At 60.6% G+C, this 14,923-nt stretch carries 14 protein-coding genes; 3 read left to right on the top strand and 11 right to left on the bottom strand.

Features of this window, described 5'->3' with window-relative positions:
• Positions 1 to 20: 20 nt before the first annotated feature.
• Positions 21 to 959, bottom strand: a complete 939-nt coding sequence (locus KF767_09085) for a general secretion pathway protein GspC (protein ID MBX3018031.1) — start codon at positions 957 to 959, stop codon at positions 21 to 23.
• Positions 960 to 1,242: 283 nt separating this feature from the next.
• Here KF767_09085 and KF767_09080 point away from each other — a divergent pair, with 283 nt between their 5' ends.
• Positions 1,243 to 2,418 carry a hypothetical protein gene (locus KF767_09080; GenBank protein MBX3018030.1) on the top strand — a complete coding sequence of 392 codons (1,176 nt, stop codon included), beginning with the start codon at positions 1,243 to 1,245 and terminating at the stop codon, positions 2,416 to 2,418.
• Here the strand turns inward: KF767_09080 and KF767_09075 are convergent.
• Positions 2,410 to 3,558 carry a hypothetical protein gene (locus KF767_09075; protein MBX3018029.1) on the bottom strand — a complete coding sequence of 383 codons (1,149 nt, stop codon included), beginning with the start codon at positions 3,556 to 3,558 and terminating at the stop codon, positions 2,410 to 2,412. The genes KF767_09080 and KF767_09075 overlap by 9 nt on opposite strands.
• A complete protein-coding gene (locus KF767_09070; GenBank protein MBX3018028.1) occupies positions 3,537 to 4,160 on the bottom strand; it encodes a cob(I)yrinic acid a,c-diamide adenosyltransferase in 624 nt (207 codons plus the stop codon). The genes KF767_09075 and KF767_09070 overlap by 22 nt, the downstream gene beginning before the upstream one ends.
• Before the next feature lie 99 nt (positions 4,161 to 4,259).
• On the opposite strand from KF767_09070, the gene KF767_09065 reads away from it, so the two are divergent.
• Positions 4,260 to 5,066 (top strand): N-formylglutamate amidohydrolase, encoded by an 807-nt coding sequence (locus KF767_09065; protein ID MBX3018027.1) that lies wholly within the window; start codon positions 4,260 to 4,262, stop codon positions 5,064 to 5,066.
• A 297-nt stretch (positions 5,067 to 5,363) separates the two neighbouring features.
• Here KF767_09065 and KF767_09060 read toward each other — a convergent pair whose 3' ends face one another.
• Positions 5,364 to 6,275 carry a trypsin-like serine protease gene (locus KF767_09060; GenBank protein MBX3018026.1) on the bottom strand — a complete coding sequence of 304 codons (912 nt, stop codon included), beginning with the start codon at positions 6,273 to 6,275 and terminating at the stop codon, positions 5,364 to 5,366.
• Between the two features lie 191 nt (positions 6,276 to 6,466).
• On the opposite strand from KF767_09060, the gene KF767_09055 reads away from it, so the two are divergent.
• Positions 6,467 to 7,714 (top strand): hypothetical protein, encoded by a 1,248-nt coding sequence (locus KF767_09055; GenBank protein ID MBX3018025.1) that lies wholly within the window; start codon positions 6,467 to 6,469, stop codon positions 7,712 to 7,714.
• A gap of 25 nt (positions 7,715 to 7,739) precedes the next feature.
• On the opposite strand, the gene KF767_09050 is transcribed toward KF767_09055, so the two are convergent.
• The 7 genes from KF767_09050 to KF767_09020 form a co-directional block, all read right to left on the bottom strand.
• Positions 7,740 to 8,204 (bottom strand): hypothetical protein, encoded by a 465-nt coding sequence (locus tag KF767_09050; GenBank protein MBX3018024.1) that lies wholly within the window; start codon positions 8,202 to 8,204, stop codon positions 7,740 to 7,742.
• Positions 8,201 to 8,791 (bottom strand): cytochrome c, encoded by a 591-nt coding sequence (locus KF767_09045; protein MBX3018023.1) that lies wholly within the window; start codon positions 8,789 to 8,791, stop codon positions 8,201 to 8,203. Before KF767_09045 ends, KF767_09050 begins: the two co-directional genes overlap by 4 nt.
• Positions 8,791 to 9,498: a hypothetical protein gene (locus tag KF767_09040; protein MBX3018022.1), complete on the bottom strand. Its 708-nt coding sequence runs from the start codon at positions 9,496 to 9,498 to the stop codon at positions 8,791 to 8,793. The genes KF767_09045 and KF767_09040 overlap by 1 nt, the downstream gene beginning before the upstream one ends.
• Positions 9,491 to 11,119: a DUF1501 domain-containing protein gene (locus KF767_09035; GenBank protein MBX3018021.1), complete on the bottom strand. Its 1,629-nt coding sequence runs from the start codon at positions 11,117 to 11,119 to the stop codon at positions 9,491 to 9,493. Before KF767_09035 ends, KF767_09040 begins: the two co-directional genes overlap by 8 nt.
• On the bottom strand, positions 11,116 to 12,795 hold the full coding sequence (locus KF767_09030; GenBank protein ID MBX3018020.1) for a hypothetical protein: 1,680 nt from the start codon (positions 12,793 to 12,795) through the stop codon (positions 11,116 to 11,118). The genes KF767_09035 and KF767_09030 overlap by 4 nt, the downstream gene beginning before the upstream one ends.
• 72 nt (positions 12,796 to 12,867) lie before the next feature.
• Positions 12,868 to 13,644, bottom strand: a complete 777-nt coding sequence (locus KF767_09025; protein MBX3018019.1) for an alpha/beta hydrolase — start codon at positions 13,642 to 13,644, stop codon at positions 12,868 to 12,870.
• Positions 13,641 to 14,645: a DUF2817 domain-containing protein gene (locus tag KF767_09020; GenBank protein ID MBX3018018.1), complete on the bottom strand. Its 1,005-nt coding sequence runs from the start codon at positions 14,643 to 14,645 to the stop codon at positions 13,641 to 13,643. Before KF767_09020 ends, KF767_09025 begins: the two co-directional genes overlap by 4 nt.
• Between the last annotated feature and the right edge of the window lie 278 nt (positions 14,646 to 14,923).

Here is a 14,923-nt window from a genome sequence, read left to right as displayed (position 1 = left end):
GGTTTTTTACTTCGGCCTTTTTATTTTACCGTATAGTCGTTTTCTTGGTCCCGACCGTCGCGCTCAACATTGATCTTGATGTTGTTCGAAGTTTTGAGCGCGTTGTACATTTCCATCGCCTTGGCGGGCGAGTCGATCTTTTCTCCGTTCACGCCCTTCAAGCAGTCGCCGACTTGGAAGCCGAGCTGCGTGTAGATGCTGCCGGGTTGGATCGCCAAAAATTTGAAACATTCGATTTCGCCGTTCGCATTCCGGCGCGGCTGCATCGCCGCCTGCTGGAGGACCGACGCCATGTCGCTCGTGTACTTCAGCACGTCCGCGCGGTTGACCTCGAAGCGATTCTGTCCCGTGACTTTCACTTCGCTGCTGGTGGTGTTCGTCATGGGCTTCGCCGAGTTGAACGCCAGTTTGTTCGCTTGTTTGATCTCGATGAATTCCAGGCGGTTGTTGCCCAGATTCCGGATGATCGCTTTGTTGCGCTCCACGCGCACGAGCGTCGCGATGCCGGGAATGTCTTTCCCCACGCGCAAGGCGACCGTCACCGTTTTGGACTTCACCTCGATGGTCGCGATCGACTTTTCGGGGTTGGAGTGAACCAGGGTCCCGACCAGGGTCAAGGGCAGTCCCGACGGAACGGGGGCCGCGTCTTCGGTCGCGCGCTCTTGACCCGCGGGCACCAGCGCGGGCGGGATCTGCGCGCCTTCGTTAAAGATATTGCGCGAGGTGATCGTGGAAAGTCCCGTGCGGTCGAAGAGTTGCGCGCGGTTCTGACGCGAGCCCCGCGCGGGCGGCGCTTCATTGGGAAGCATGTAGGGACGCAGTTTGATGATGATCAAGTCGGCCGCGAAGTAAGCGAACAACAAGACGAGCAGCCAAGGCAGAAATTTACGGATGTCGAATCCGGACGTGCGCGAGCGTCTTTGAATGCTGTACGTACTCGTCTGGCTGTCAATCGCCACTCGGACTCCTGAGCTTCCGCGGTCACCACCGCGAGACAAACTCGCGATATCTGTTGAAAATCCAATTCCCAACCAGTCTAAAGTGGGAAGCTTCCGGGGGTCAGCAAAAAGTCCGTGGACCAGGGACCGAGGTCGGGGCGCGGGCACTCGGAAAAGTCCAGGTCGCGTTACATAATCGCTGTCCAACTTTCAGTCGGACGGGAAGCTCTTTCACGAAGAGGGCACCCGGTGAGCCGTGTTCGGTGTTTCGTTCGGCGCGGGCTTTGCTCTTCACGCGCGCAAGATGAAAATTGGAATTTTTGTTTTGGGAATGGTGGGCGTTTTGAGTTTCGCGCAGGGCGAACCCGTGGCGGGCGGCTCCGCACATCACCACGCGCTGTCGATCGCGCGCGATGAAGCGCGAATTCGCGCGGGCATCTCGGATCAAGAGCCCTGGGTGGGCCTGATCGGCGATAGCGGGATCACGGGCGCGGCGACGAGTTTGGATCTGGATCCGAACTTCTGGTCGCTCGGAAAACTCATCGCGAACTTCCTCGGCGAGTCGCGCCGGACCGTGCAGATCGCCGATCCCGCGCGGGTTCCGGGGCTTGCGGACTTCGGCATCGCCGATCAGGAGCGGTTGTCGCCGCTCGTGCGCGTCGTTTACTCGCAGGCCGAGTTTCAAGAGGCCGTCAAAGACGGCCGACGTTACGAAAAAAATCTTGAAGCCAAAGGAAGCCTGCGTCTGGATATCCCGGAGTATTCGTTCGGGTATTTGTTGGCGCGGGGCTTGGGCGTCCCGGCCGAACGCATCGTTTTGACCGCGCAGGACGGCCGCCGGGTCGGCGCGATTTTAGAGCAAGCCGAACGTTTGCGGGAAGTGTCGCCGTCCATGCCGTCGCTGCTTTTGATCTCGTTTACCGCCAATGACCTGTGCGGCGACGAGCTGCAAGGTTCTCTCGAGGCTTTCCGCGCCCAATTCCGTGCCGAAGTTCATCGGCAGCTGCACGGTCTGATCAGCGGCTACCGCCCGCACCCGAAGCTCGGGACCCGGGTCGTGATCACGGCGCCGCTCGATGTGCCGCAGATTCTGACCAATGAAAATCTGCTCGCGCAGGAAGTGGATTTCCAAGGCCGTGGCCGGATCGCCTGCGGCGAAATCCGTGAAAACCGCGCGGCGATCACCAGTTTAGGCACGAAGATGCAAGAGACCTTGGTCAGCATGTGCCGGTCGATCGTGCCGACCAGCCGTCATAACGCCGCCACGATCCAAAAAATCCGCGCATTCCAGAACGAGCAAATCGAAGTTTGGCGCGAAGTCGTCGCGCAATTGCCCGAAACCTCGGGCTGGTCGTTCGAAGTGCGTGATGAAAATCGTGCGCCGCGGTTCGCGAAGGGTGACCTGGCCAACGACTGCTTCCATCCCGGCCCGGGCGCGCACGCGAAGATCGCGCGCGAACTTTTGCGCGCCTTAAAGTGAGAGGAAAGCTTCGATCTCGGGGTTTTCTTTGTTGCGGGGATCCAGGAAGTCGGGCGTCGGCATCTCCGGCGGCACCAAACAATAGAGAGAGTAAGGCATCTCGGCCGCGATCCAGCCCTTCGGGGGATTGCGGCGGAAATCCTGCTCGGCCCGCGCGTACATCAGAAACTCATCCGGATTGACGTTTTCATAGACCGCAGTCAAGAGCGAGTCGAAGACGTCCTCGTTCGAGGCGAACGGATACACCAGATAACGGAAGTGGAGCGGCGCCTCGAAGCCGGTCGAGCGTACGGGTTTCGTCAAGGGCCGCGTCCAGCCCAGGAAACGACCGAACTTCAAGAACTGACGGAAGTTGTGCGCGCGCAGTCCGTAAGTCAAAGGGCGCAGCTCTTGGATCGCTTCGGCGCTCCAGTTCCCCATGCAGCCGATGATCTGGTTTTTGTTGTCGAGGGCGAGGAAAAAATCCTCGAGCTTCATGCCCGGCATGCGGCGTAAGCGCTCGTCGAAACTTTCCATATCCCAGATCGAAGCGAAGGGTCGGTACTGCGAACGACTTTGCAGGTACGCGATCAGATCCGCCTTCATGGAGTTGTCCGCGCGGGTGATGCGGATGTGCGGAAGCTTCGGCTGCGCCCACGGAAAACGTCCGTGCAGCGTGACCAGATCGAATTTGCGGTACAGGTGATAACGGGGCCAGCTCCGCTTCGCCGAGCGCGGTCGCAGAAACACGTTCTGCAGCGCGGGGTCCGCCCGGTTGATCGTGCTGAAGATCGTTTCGACTTTTTCCTGCTCGTAGATTTCGCGGATGACGGGCAGGAAGTTCTGACTCCATTCCAGAATCGCTTTTCTTTGCGGCGCGACCCGCAGATCCGTCGCCCAGGCGACGCGCCGGATGCGGTCCCCCAAAAGCGCGCGGCGGAACACGAAGCTCGCGATCGCCTGGATCTCGCCCTCGTCGCTGCGCAAAAGGTAAGTGCGCCAATCGTCCGAGTGCACCTGGTAGGGGCGCGAAAAACCTTGGGGGCGCGAAGGGCGCACCTCCAGGTATCCTTTCAGCGAGAACTGCTCGAAGAAAGCGCGGACCTCTTTGTCGTTCGCGGGCGAGGCGACTTCAAGAATCACGTCACGTCCTTCCGCCACACCTGATCGACTTCGCCCAGGCACGAATTGACGAAACGGGCGGCGGTGAACAGGTAGTCGCTCAGGCGATTGAGGTAGATCATCTCTTCCGCGTGCGCGCCGGGGGGCAGGCTTTCGAGCAGGCGCGCGGTCGCGCGTTCCGTGCGGCGGCAGACGGTGCGCGCGACGTGCAGGTGACTCGCCAGCAGATGACCGCCGGGCAGGATGAACTCACGGAGCGGCGCCAAGTGACCGGTCCACTCGTCGATCCGGGCCTCGAGGGCTTTCACCGCGCCTGTGGGAAGCGGCGGCAGCTTCGGGCGCAGCTCGTCGTCTTCGCAGGCGAGAAGGCTGCCGATGAAAAACAAATGATTCTGCAGGCGGGGGAGGTCTTCCAGAAACGTCGTGTAGGCGGGACGGTGCAGAAGCACCGCGCCCTCGTGCGCGCGACCGAGCGCCAGGCAAACTCCCAGGACCGAGTTCAGCTCGTCGACGTCCCCGTAAGCCTCGAGGCGCGCGTCGGATTTCGCGACCTGACTTCCGCCGACCAATCGGGTTTTTCCACCATCGCCGGTTCGGGTGTAGATCTTGGCCACGCGTCCTCCTGAATTGATGGGACAAATCTTATTATGGGGGTGAGGGACGTCCACCCGTCAAGGTGTCAGAGGGGGCCGCGCCGCTCTTCCCTTGTCGCCAAAGGCCGGATGGGGCAGACTGCGAGTATGCGTTTGCCGTTTTTCGCGACCATTCCGCACTCGGGCGAGAAAGTGCCCGAGGCCTGCACGTGGCTTCAATCTTTGGATGAAAAGATCCTGATGTGCGACGTCGATCGTTACATCGACCGCTTGTACGAGCCCACGCTCGCGGAGTTGAAGCTGCCGTACGTGAAAACGGACTGGCACCGTTACGCGGCGGATTTGAACCGCATTCCCGAGGACATCGATCAAAGCTCGGTCGTCGGCGCGAAACTTCCTCCGGGCGCGAACGCGCGGGGCTTTCACTGGGTCATCACGACGACCGAAGTGAATTTGATGCCGCAGCCCATGCCGCTCAAACTGCATGAAGAGATGGTTCAACTCGTTTATGAGCCTTTCCACCAAAGTGTGCGGAATCTCTATCAAGAATTCCAAAACGAAGGCGCGAAGCACGTTTATCATTTGGATCTGCACTCGATGCCGTCGCTGGGGACCCATCAGCACCGCGATCCCGGCGAGCGTCGTGCGGACATCGTGGTCAGCGACTGCAAGGGACTGAGCGCCGATCCGGACTTCGTGGATCTCGTGATCACCTCCTACGTCAAAGCGGGTTTCAAGGTCGGCTACAACTGGCCTTACTTCGGCGGTCGGGTCTCCGAACAGTACGGCGCACCACGCGACGGTCGGCATACGGTCCAGGTCGAACTCAACCGCGGGCTTTATATGGATGAGGAAACCAAACACATTCGCCCCGACGTGTTCTCGCCGACCCAGGTGAAATTGGCCAATGCGCTGAAAAAGGTCCACGAGGGGCTTCCGCGTCTCCTGAAATGACCCGGATTCGGGGACAAAACCCGAAGGTTCACGCGGCACGGGGAATGCTCTTGTGATCGGGCGTGAGCGTTACGGCAACTCCGGAAGGGGTTGTGACGATCCAAAACTTTCTAGCTCAGAGAGTTCAGGGAGAGCACAAGAGAACGTTCATAAACAGGTTCCACGGCATGAAACCCACGGAATCACACGGAATAGACGGCCGAGCCTTCCGGATCTCATCGCAAGATGGCAAGCCAGAAGTCAAAAGCCGAATTCACGGGACCGGTTGTCTTCTTGCCGACGACAACGGTCCTTTTTTTATTTCCGGAGCTTTGCGGTCGCGTCTTCGATCCAGCCCCAGTGCGGGCCGAGCGGCGTGATGATCATGCCCGACGGCATGCAAAGATTTTTACCCTGGAAGTTGTAGATCTTCGCGCGCGAGTTCACGCCCGCGATCGTGAGCGTCTCGTCGGCGTTCTCCAGGTACAGGCCGCCGCCCGAGTCGCCCGCGCACAGCCAGGGTGAACTTTCGTTCGCCGAAAGCTCCATCAGGTCGCCCTCTTTGAAGCTCGAAGTTTTGAAAAAGTCGAAGATCGAGGTCAACGTGCCCGCGCGGTCGATCTGCGTGCGGCCTTGGAATTTTCCGGCTTCACCCACCGGCGGTTCGAACGGCGCTTCGAGATAGCCGGCTTTGATGCCCGAACCGGTCAGCAGCAGATTTTGTTTCGCGTCCGGTGTCCAGTCGCGGGCGATGCGCGCGGGGTTTTTGAATTCCGCGCGCAGGATTTCGATCGCGTCGCTCACGCCCTGGCCGTCGGCGGGGGATTTGAGTTCCAGGCGGATCAGCGCGAGGTCGAAGCGGCGGGGATCGTCTTTGTACTTCGGGTGCGCGATGAACGCGCGTCCCTCGCCGTAGTCCAGAAGCCGCGCGGTCGCGTAGGCGCTGAACTCGTCCCCGGCGAGCGGCGAGATCAAGCCGTCCACGCAGTGGGCGGCGGTCAGGACGAGATCTTTTTCGATGAGCGTGCCCGAGCAGACTTGCGTGCCGACGTTGGCAATTCGGATTTTCAGGCTGACCGCCGAGCGGAAGATGCGGTCGTCGATTTTGCCGCGCACGAGTTTCGCCGAGGGCTCGTCGGTTTTCGTGTCGTGAACCTTCACGTCGCCTTGGCAGGCGGCGAGAGCGAAAGGCAGAACCAGGGCGAAGAGGGCGGCGCGCGCGGTTTTCATGGGGGAATCGATCAGCAAGGCCCACGCCAGCCAGGAGCGAAGCCCGTGCCCCGGGGCGCGGGCGTTGGCCCTGGCGGGCCACAAATTGGGAGGGGGTGTCTCGAAATTAGACGATTTCCGAGGCTTCCCCGAGTCCTCTCGCGGGCTTAGGCGTGTGCGGGCTTTGCACTGGGAAGGGGCGGAGGCTCAGGATGCTAAAAAAATTCGGCGCCCTTTTGCTGGTGATGGCCGGCGCGTGGAACGCGCGGGCAGACGTTTGGCCCACCGAAAATCGCTGGAGCGAGGCTTACGAGCGCCGCTTCGCCGAGTTCATCCGTAACCTCGATCTACAGATCTTCGAAAAGACGACCGGCGATTGGGGACGTATTCCCACCGATTGCGCGGACGCGGCCTACGCGTTGCGGATCATCTTCGCTTACGAGAATCGCCTGCCCGTGAGTTTCCGAACCTGGAACGGGACGATGACGAACGCGACGTCGGAGTTCGACGGCGAAAAAGATCCGGTCAAGCGCGTACGCCGGTTCATGGCGAAAGTGAATAACTCCACGAATACGCGAAGCCTCGTCAACGACACCTATCCCGTCGCGATCCGCGCGGGCGTTCTGCGCCCGGGCGTGATGTTCCTGCACCCGCAGGGCGACAGCGAAACGCCGCTGACTTACCGCGCGGGTCACGTTTACTACTTACAGAACGTGCGCGAGAACGGGATCATCCGTTTCATCAGCTCTACGGTTCCGGCCGCGATCCGCTCGTTGGATCCGCGCAATGGCATCATCTTCACGCCCATGGAGCGTGACGGCGGTTACCGCGCCTGGGTCTGGCCGGATTCGTCCGATCGCCCGAACTACAGCGAAGAGCAGTTCCAGATCGGCGAGTGGCGTCCGCGCGCTTACCGTGACGGCAGCGCGTGGCACCGCTGGGCGCGCGCGGTCGAGCAGCGTATCCGTTCGCGTGAGCCCACCCCGGAAGAGGGAATCCGCGCCAATCTCGAGAACCTCACGATCGTCGTGCAGAACCGCGCGAAGGCGGTCGTCACGGGTTGGAAGTTCTATCAGGAAAACTACAATCCCGGTCAGTGCATGAACGAGCGGGACTACAGCTCCTATTCGACGCCCACCCGCGACGTGAAGGTGCAGGTGGAACTGCAGTACTTCCGCAACGCCGCCATCCGCTACGTGAACTCGATGGGCAATGACTGGGGCCGCGACGAGGCCTCGCGGATGGAGCAGTTCAACCGCAAGGTGGAATTCGAAGTCCTGCCGGGCGTGAAGGCGAACGTGAACGACCTCAACCGCGCGTTCTTGACCGAAACGACGTTGCACATCTCGGAACCCGAGCACGCCCCCGAGGTCCGCTGGGGCCTGCGCGAGCAGGGTCGCTGGCCGTGTCCGCAACGCGCGAAAAACTACGTGGGCGGCGAGCGCGCGGGACAGAACTAGGCGGCGACTTCAGCGCCGCCCGCGCTCACTCCGCATCGTAAGCTTGCTCGCGAACGAGCTCGATGTCTTTGCCGTTGATGGTGATCCGCCATACGAGTTTCGTGTCCATGGGATCGTGGGGAGAGCTGCACTCGAAGTCCACCGTGCCCGAGCCGCTCGCGAGCGTCGCGTCCTGCGTGGGACAAAGTAAAACCCCGTCTTTTGAAAGCAACTTCAGATTGTAAACGATGGCGACGCCCGGTTCGGCCGCGCTGATCGCGCCGTAGAAGCGCCATTTACGCAGGCCACTTGTTTTCTCTAAACGCATGAGCTGGTAGTGCGAGAAAAATTCCGGTTTCTCTTTGTACGGATAGTTGAAGAAGCTCGCGTTCGGATCGTTGTAGGACGACGTGAACGACGATTCGCCCACGACCGAGCAGTTCTGGAAGGCCAGCGCGACGAAAACGAGCGGCAGGGTCATCAGGAGTCGCCGGAGCAGTCGCCGCATCATAAGGTCCCCAGGTACGCGGCGATGGCGTTCAGTTCATCCGCGGTCAACGTGGAGAGTGACGGGATCGCCATCATCTGACCGTTCGTTTGGATCGCGCTTTTGATCGTGGCGGCGCTGCGACGGCTTTTCGACGCCGGCGGGTTGTGGCAGCTCACGCAATGGCTCGAGTAAAGCTGGCGGCCCACCTGCGTGATGGGCGGGCCCGTGGGGTTCGGATCGACGATGAAGTTCGGATCGGGAACTTTCACGTCGATCGGGCCGATCGAGCGGCGGTAAACGCTACCGTCCATCTCGAACGCGAATTCGACGCTGAGTTTGTCCGTATCCGCACACTTCAGCAGAAAGATTTCCGGAAGGAAGGGGTCGCGCATCACGCGGCAGTCGGCGCCGGTTTCCGACGTGATTTTGACGCCGCGGAATTTTCCCTGGCTGATGGCGGATCCGGTCACACGAAAGGGCAGAAGTTGACCCGGAACCCAGCCGTTGGCCCCGTACAGACTTTGGATCTGTAGCAGGCTTCCGTCATCCGCTTGCAGCGGTAGCGCGAAAGCGACGGCCAAAAGAAAGCTTCCGAGGCGCTTCCACATCAAAGAACCTGCCAGTGCCCCGAAGCGCAAATGGTGTAAAGGACGTTTTGCCAGTCGGCTTTGCTCACGCGGGCTCCCGAGGTCGACAAGAGTTTCAGTGCGTCCAAGAGTGATTCTTGAGGTGCCGGTTTCTCACGATAAAAGAGATGAAAGGCCGTCGTCAATGTCGCGTTATTGACGTCCGGAAGGGCCGTCCCTCGGTCGGTGAGTTTCGCGATCGCCGCATTATAAGTGCCGTCGTTGTGGACGATGTCCGAACAGATGCGCGGCAGTTCCGCTTGGCGCGTGACGCTCGCCTTCGGGTTGGTGAGGGCCGAGGTGTAGTTCGCCACGCCCAAAGAGCAGATCTCGTTCGCGTTCGCCGAGGCCGCGCGGCCCGCCGACACCTCGTAAAGATAGTTCTCGTACATCGAGCAGGGACTTCCGTACTCGATGGCGTTCACGGTCAGGGCGAAGCTCGGAAGCGTTTCGACGCTCGGGCCGAAAACGTCGGCGAGGAACGTGCGCAGCACGTAGCGGTCCATCAAGACGGGCTCGAAGGTGGTCTTCAGAAGTTCGGGCGGAGTCACGGTGCCCTGCTGGCTGGCCAGTTCCACTTCGCCCTCGTTCAGGCCCACGACCAAGACCGGCGCGCAGTTCTGGAACGTGAAAACGATCAGTGAGAAACCGCACAAAGCGAGCAGGCGGAGCCAGATGTATTTAGACATTGTTGGCCTCTTTTTTCTTGAGCACCCATTTGCCGTTTTTCGGTTGCAGCACGGAACGTCCATTGGTGACGACGTTGTCCACGCCCAGCATCGAGGTCAGGGTCAGCGCGACGTCGTTGACTTGGATCGGGCGTTTCATGCCTTCCATGTCGAAGTCGGTCGCGATTCCCCAAGTGCCTTTGTAATTCGAGGTCGTCGATTTGTTGACCGCGATGTTGCCGACGATGCCGCCTTCGGCGAGCATGCCCGAGATGATCGAGCAGCCGCTTCCCGAAACGCCGTGGTCCGAGCCCGAAGCATCGATGCGGGGGCTGCGGTTGAACTCCGAGCCCATGTGGATGACCGTGCGGTCGAACATCTTCGCTTCTTTGAGGTACGCGACGAGCTCCGACATGCACGACAGAAACGCGCGGTAAAACAGCGTCGTCGCGATGACCGAAACCGGCGCGCCGACGAAGTGCTGATCGTGCGTGAGCGCGAAGCGTCCACCGTCGTGCAGAAGGTTCGACATATTGCTGAACTGCAGGGTCATCGTCGAAGTCACGCGACCGAGCAGCATCTCGGCGATGGCGAAATTTTCGGCCATCTGCGCGATGCGGGTCGAAGGGTCGATCATGCGGCGGAGGTCCGAGGTGTTGATCTGATTGGTTTGCGCGAAACGGAAACGCGCGTCGCCGGCGATCGTCGGGATCGCGCGGTCGTTCAACCCCGCGATCGAGCCCAGCGCGGGGTTCAGCGCGGCGGTGCACAGGTCGGCGTATTTCTTCTGAACCGCGGCCCAGCGGTTCGCCTCGTTGAAGATGCCGCCTTCGACCAGCGTGTTCGCGGCTTCGTACATATTGGAAAGGGCCGATTCGGTGATGCCGTGGGCTTCGGCGTATTTGTCGAACTCTTTCAGCGCCTGGTGTTGCAAGGCGATGTTGCGCGCGTTGTGGGTCGCGCGCCCCAGGTGCTCGCCGCGGAAGGATTTCAGCAGCGTGACGATCGGGTTCACGGTCGCGTTCGAGGTGTAGTCGATGCGCGAATACGAAAGACCTTTTTTCGTGCGGAAGGCACGGACGGATTCGACCTCGGGTCCCGAGATCGAAGGGATCGGCAGATTCGAAACGTCGGCGAGCATGCCCGAGACGCTCATGCCGTTCACGATGGGCGCGACCTGGCGGGCGTTGGACAGCTGGTGACTGTTGATCTCCATGTCCATGCCGCGGATGAACAGCGTATGGTCCAGCAGTTTGCGGAAGTCCTGACCCGCGGGCGCCATATTCCAAAGCGGGGGGAGCTGCACGGTCTCGCCCCCGAGCTTTTGCGGCGCAGTCACGTAGCCGACGCTCGGGTCCGCGCCCGTGCCGGTGTAGAGCGTACCGAAACCGCCGGCCGCGAAGGTGTCGGCGTGCAGACCCATGGGCGCGAGCGGCAGATCGAAATACCAGCGCGGCGGGGCCGAAGCGAAGGACATATGCAGATAAAGATTCGGATTGAGCGCCGGATTTCCGGTGGCCGCGGCGGCGCGGTTCAGCACCTGGCCGAGCAGCGTATCGTACATCACCGAGCCCATCGGGGCGAAGACGGCGGCTTTACCGAAAATACTGAGGAAGTGGCGGCGGCTGATGTCGCGTTTCACGGTTGGGCCTCCACGGACTTGAGGTTACGGGTCTGGAAAACGTCGCTCGCGAAGATATCGCCGATCATCGTTTCCAGGCTTTGGGTTTTCTGCAGGCCCTTGGCGAGTTCAAGCACGGCGTCTTGGTGTTTGCGCTCGACTTCGGTTTCGGCTTGGCGGACCAGGTTCACGTTCACGCCGGTGAAGAAGTTGTAGTACTTCTTCGCCGCGCACAGATACAGATCGCGTTCGGACGCGAGCGCTTGGCCGACCTGCGCGATCGAAGCGACGTCGCGCTTTTGCAAGCCGCCGTCGAGAAGGCGGCGGTACATCAGGCGTCCGGTGGGCGGCGTCGCCGCGAACAGATTCGCATTCGCCACGACGGGAAGTTCGTGCACGCCGGTCACCGGGAAACCCAGGAAGTTATCGGTCATGGTCGTACGGTAGATGGTGATGTTGCGGAAGCTGTACGCCAACGGGTCGATGGACGAGTGGCACTGCATGCAGCTGGCCCCGTTCTGGAAGGGGTGCGGCGACTTGGGGTCGACTTCGCTCGCGACGTCTTCGGCGAACAAGGACGGCATCTGGTGACAGAGCAGATCCTCGTAGATGCGGTTGCTGAGGCGGCGGTTGATGAGCCCCACGCCGTTCGTCAGTTGGTTCGTGATCAAATTCGAATTGTTGGCGATGAAGTTCTGCGAGCCCACGATGCCGCCGCCGAAGTGCGCGTTTCCATCGAAACGAGCCGCCTTCGTGGCCACGGCCGAGCGCATGACCGCGTTGGGCGTCAGCGGGAAAAAGTTCGGCAGGATCAGTTCTTTCGCGGCTTCGACGCCGACGAGCTGTCCGAAGTCGACGATCTTCGAGATCTCGACGGAATTTTCGACGACCGCGCCGAAGGTTCCATTTCCTTTAAAGACGTGGCCCGGGGGCGGATCGATCAAAACGATTTGCGGCGTCGGCGTGACCGTGGGGCCCGTCAGGCCGGTGCTTCCGGTCGAACCCGTGGCTCCGGTGGAACCCGTCATCCCGGTGGAGCCGGTCATGCCGGTCGCGCCCACGGGGCCGGGATCGGGCAGCGCGAGCGACAGACCGATCGTTCCTTCCACGTAAGCGCGGAACGGGTACGAGACGCTCAGGTTCCGGTCGCCGTAACGTTGGTGGGTCGTGCCGTAGCGGGCGATGGGGTTACTGGTGAACTCGCTCATCGCGCCCATGGGGCGATCTTTCGCGCGGGCGCGAATGCCGGTCAGGCCGTGATTCAAGGTGACGACCGAAGAGAACGCGGTCTTCGGCTGGAAGAGCGCGCGGGTCAGGTAAAGCGGCGCCTCTTCGCCGTCGCGAACGAGGTAGCTACCGCTTAAGAGGACTTCGTTTTTGCGTGACTGAAAATAGGTGCGGTGGAAGTCGTGCATGGTCTTCACGATCATGCGCGCCCGGGGATCCTCGAAATTCGCGAGCTTTCCCGAAGCGTCGAAATTCGCCAAACGCAGAAGCGCCAAGCAGGCGTCGGCGGCCTTGCGACGACCGGCGCGCACGTCGGCCGCGATCTTGTCGTCGGCGGGCGGGAGCTGTCTCGCGAGTCTCAAATGGCAGCGTTGATAGATTTCGCTCTCGCTCATGTTCTTGGCGATCGCGATTTCCATAGACAGGAATAGGAAACCCAGGACGATGAAAAATCTGTGAAGCGGTTTCATGAAACCAGAATACCTGAGTCGAATCGCGGGGCCTAACCCTGCGCCGCCGATTCTCGAATCAGGATGCCGTCTTCAAGAATTCGTCTCGTTCTGGATCTCGGATTTTCCCGTAAAGTGACGAACGCGTCCGATCACCCAGTCGGGGTCGATCAAAGTGAGATCGTGATCGGCCCGGGGGTGGGCCGCAAGGGGCGCATTCCACTTCACGGCCAATCTTTTGGTGCAGTTCGGATGGACCAAAGAGTCGCCGTCGGCCACCAAAAATTGGATGCGGCGGATGGGTTGGGATTTGGGGAAGCTGTAACGGCTAGAAGCCCAGAGCTGGCGCAGGAAGTTTTCGGGCGTCGTCGCGGGGAGTTCGGACTGTTTTTCGGCGATACGCTCAAGGTGCGGAAGCTCCCCGGCCGTCATTTGTAAAAGCGTGCGTTCGCGGAACATCAAATCGCCCCGCTGCTTGAAGAGCTTCAAGATGGGCAGATAGTTCCGCGGGCGCAGGCGCTCGAAGAAGTAGGATTCACGGCTGTCGCTGGTGTTGATCAAAACGAGTTCGCGCGTTTCGCCGGGATGTTGATCGGCCCAGGCGACGGCGACCATCGCGCCCATCGAGACCGCCAGGATCGAAACGGGTCCCTTTTTCAGAAGTTTCGAACGCGCGCGCAGATCCGCGACGTTCTCTTCGATGGTCCGGAAGCTTGTGCGGTCGGCTTCGGTGCCGTTGCCGGCAAGGTCCAAGGTTTCGACGTCGTCATTCGGGAACGCCTTTTTAAACCGCGCCAGGAACTCGCCCCAGTGTCCGGCGTGTCGGCCCAGTCCACGTAGTAAAATCCAGCGACGGGGTTTGACGCTCATTTCGCGTTTCCCTTCTCGAGTTGGCTGTACCATTCGCTGATCGCGCGGTCGTGGTACTTCTGGCGTTGCTCGTCGATGGCGGGGATCCACACCTCGGGCGAAACCATCGCGCGCACCATGAAATCGAAGATCGTGTTGTGACGACGTAAGATGCGTTTCAGACGGTGGGGCTTCATGGGGTTGTAGGGACCCAGCACCGACATCAACTGCAGCGGATTTTTCTTCACCCACGCCCACGAGCCCATCTCCATGGTGAGCGGCAGGTAAACGCCGCGACCCTCGTGCAGCGTGCGGTGTTTGATGTAGAAGTGATCCCAGATGTCGCCTTGAGTGAGGTAGTTCAAGCTCTGCGGTTCGATCCGGTAGACGTGGTGCGGATGCGTGCGTTCAAACGCTTCTTTCAGCGCGTACATCTCGGCCAGGTTCGGGAAGGGTTCTTTTTTGCCGGCCCACGGAAACCAGATCTGGTCCTTCACGCCGAAGCCCGAGTGAAAATCCATGGTGATCAGGCGGGGCGCCTCGAGCATGTGGCTTTCCATCAGATTCAGCAGCGCTTGCGTTTCGGGCTCGAGCCGTTCGGCGCTTTCGCCGCGGTACCAGGGAAGGCGCGGGCTGATCCGGTGACCGCCCAACAGGAAGGCGGCTTCGTGGCTGTCGAGCGGCGAGTTGCGCATCAGATCGACGCCGTTGGGATTTGCGCGCCGACGGTCCAGCACGCCCAAGGGGTTGAGGATCGGCAGAAAGATGATGCGGATGTTCTTTAGGGCTTCGCGCAGCAGGCGGTCCCACAGGATCATCTCGCCAAAGGAAGTCAGGAAAGCGAGGACGACCTGCGAGCCGATACGTTCCAGGCCGTGCGCGCCGCCATTCAGAAGAAGGGTCGGCGCTTGGGGATCTTGGCTCCCGAAGCTGAGGGCGATCAAAGGGAAGGCGCGGCCATCCGTCGCGCGCGATTCCCCCAGATGGAAGATCTGCCCGTGGGGCAGAAGCTCGAAGCACAAACGCTCGAGCGTCGCCCACTCGGGAAACTTCGATTTGATTACATCACCTGGGACATTGATTCGATTGAAGAGCTCGCGGAGATCGGATTCGTCACGAAGCTGTGTGGCGCTCCGAGGGCACTCGATTTCTCGTTCTCGTCTGACGCCGCCTGACATGATCCGTACTTTCTCCAGAGGATCTTATTTAGATTATCCAGCCCGTTTTCACCAGCTTTATTTCTTGCCAGTTTTCAAACACTTACAACTCTCTCTAATTTCCCAACATCTCTATTTGCCAA

This window comes from Pseudobdellovibrionaceae bacterium, from assembly GCA_019637875.1.
Lineage (GTDB): Bacteria > Bdellovibrionota > Bdellovibrionia > Bdellovibrionales > Bdellovibrionaceae > JAHBUW01.
This window is presented reverse-complemented; position numbering and strand designations above follow the sequence as displayed.

What these genes read in the sequence shown, in the direction of transcription:
- KF767_09055 (MBX3018025.1), top strand. Translation starts at nt 6,467, where the DNA reads ATGCTAAAAAAATTCGGCGCCCTTTTGCTGGTGATGGCCGGCGCGTGG.
- KF767_09050 (MBX3018024.1), bottom strand. Translation starts at nt 8,204, where the DNA reads ATGATGCGGCGACTGCTCCGGCGACTCCTGATGACCCTGCCGCTCGTT.
- KF767_09065 (MBX3018027.1), top strand. Translation starts at nt 4,260, where the DNA reads ATGCGTTTGCCGTTTTTCGCGACCATTCCGCACTCGGGCGAGAAAGTG.
- KF767_09080 (MBX3018030.1), top strand. Translation starts at nt 1,243, where the DNA reads ATGAAAATTGGAATTTTTGTTTTGGGAATGGTGGGCGTTTTGAGTTTC.
- KF767_09025 (MBX3018019.1), bottom strand. Translation starts at nt 13,644, where the DNA reads ATGAGCGTCAAACCCCGTCGCTGGATTTTACTACGTGGACTGGGCCGA.
- KF767_09030 (MBX3018020.1), bottom strand. Translation starts at nt 12,795, where the DNA reads ATGAAACCGCTTCACAGATTTTTCATCGTCCTGGGTTTCCTATTCCTG.
- KF767_09040 (MBX3018022.1), bottom strand. Translation starts at nt 9,498, where the DNA reads ATGTCTAAATACATCTGGCTCCGCCTGCTCGCTTTGTGCGGTTTCTCA.
- KF767_09045 (MBX3018023.1), bottom strand. Translation starts at nt 8,791, where the DNA reads ATGTGGAAGCGCCTCGGAAGCTTTCTTTTGGCCGTCGCTTTCGCGCTA.
- KF767_09060 (MBX3018026.1), bottom strand. Translation starts at nt 6,275, where the DNA reads ATGAAAACCGCGCGCGCCGCCCTCTTCGCCCTGGTTCTGCCTTTCGCT.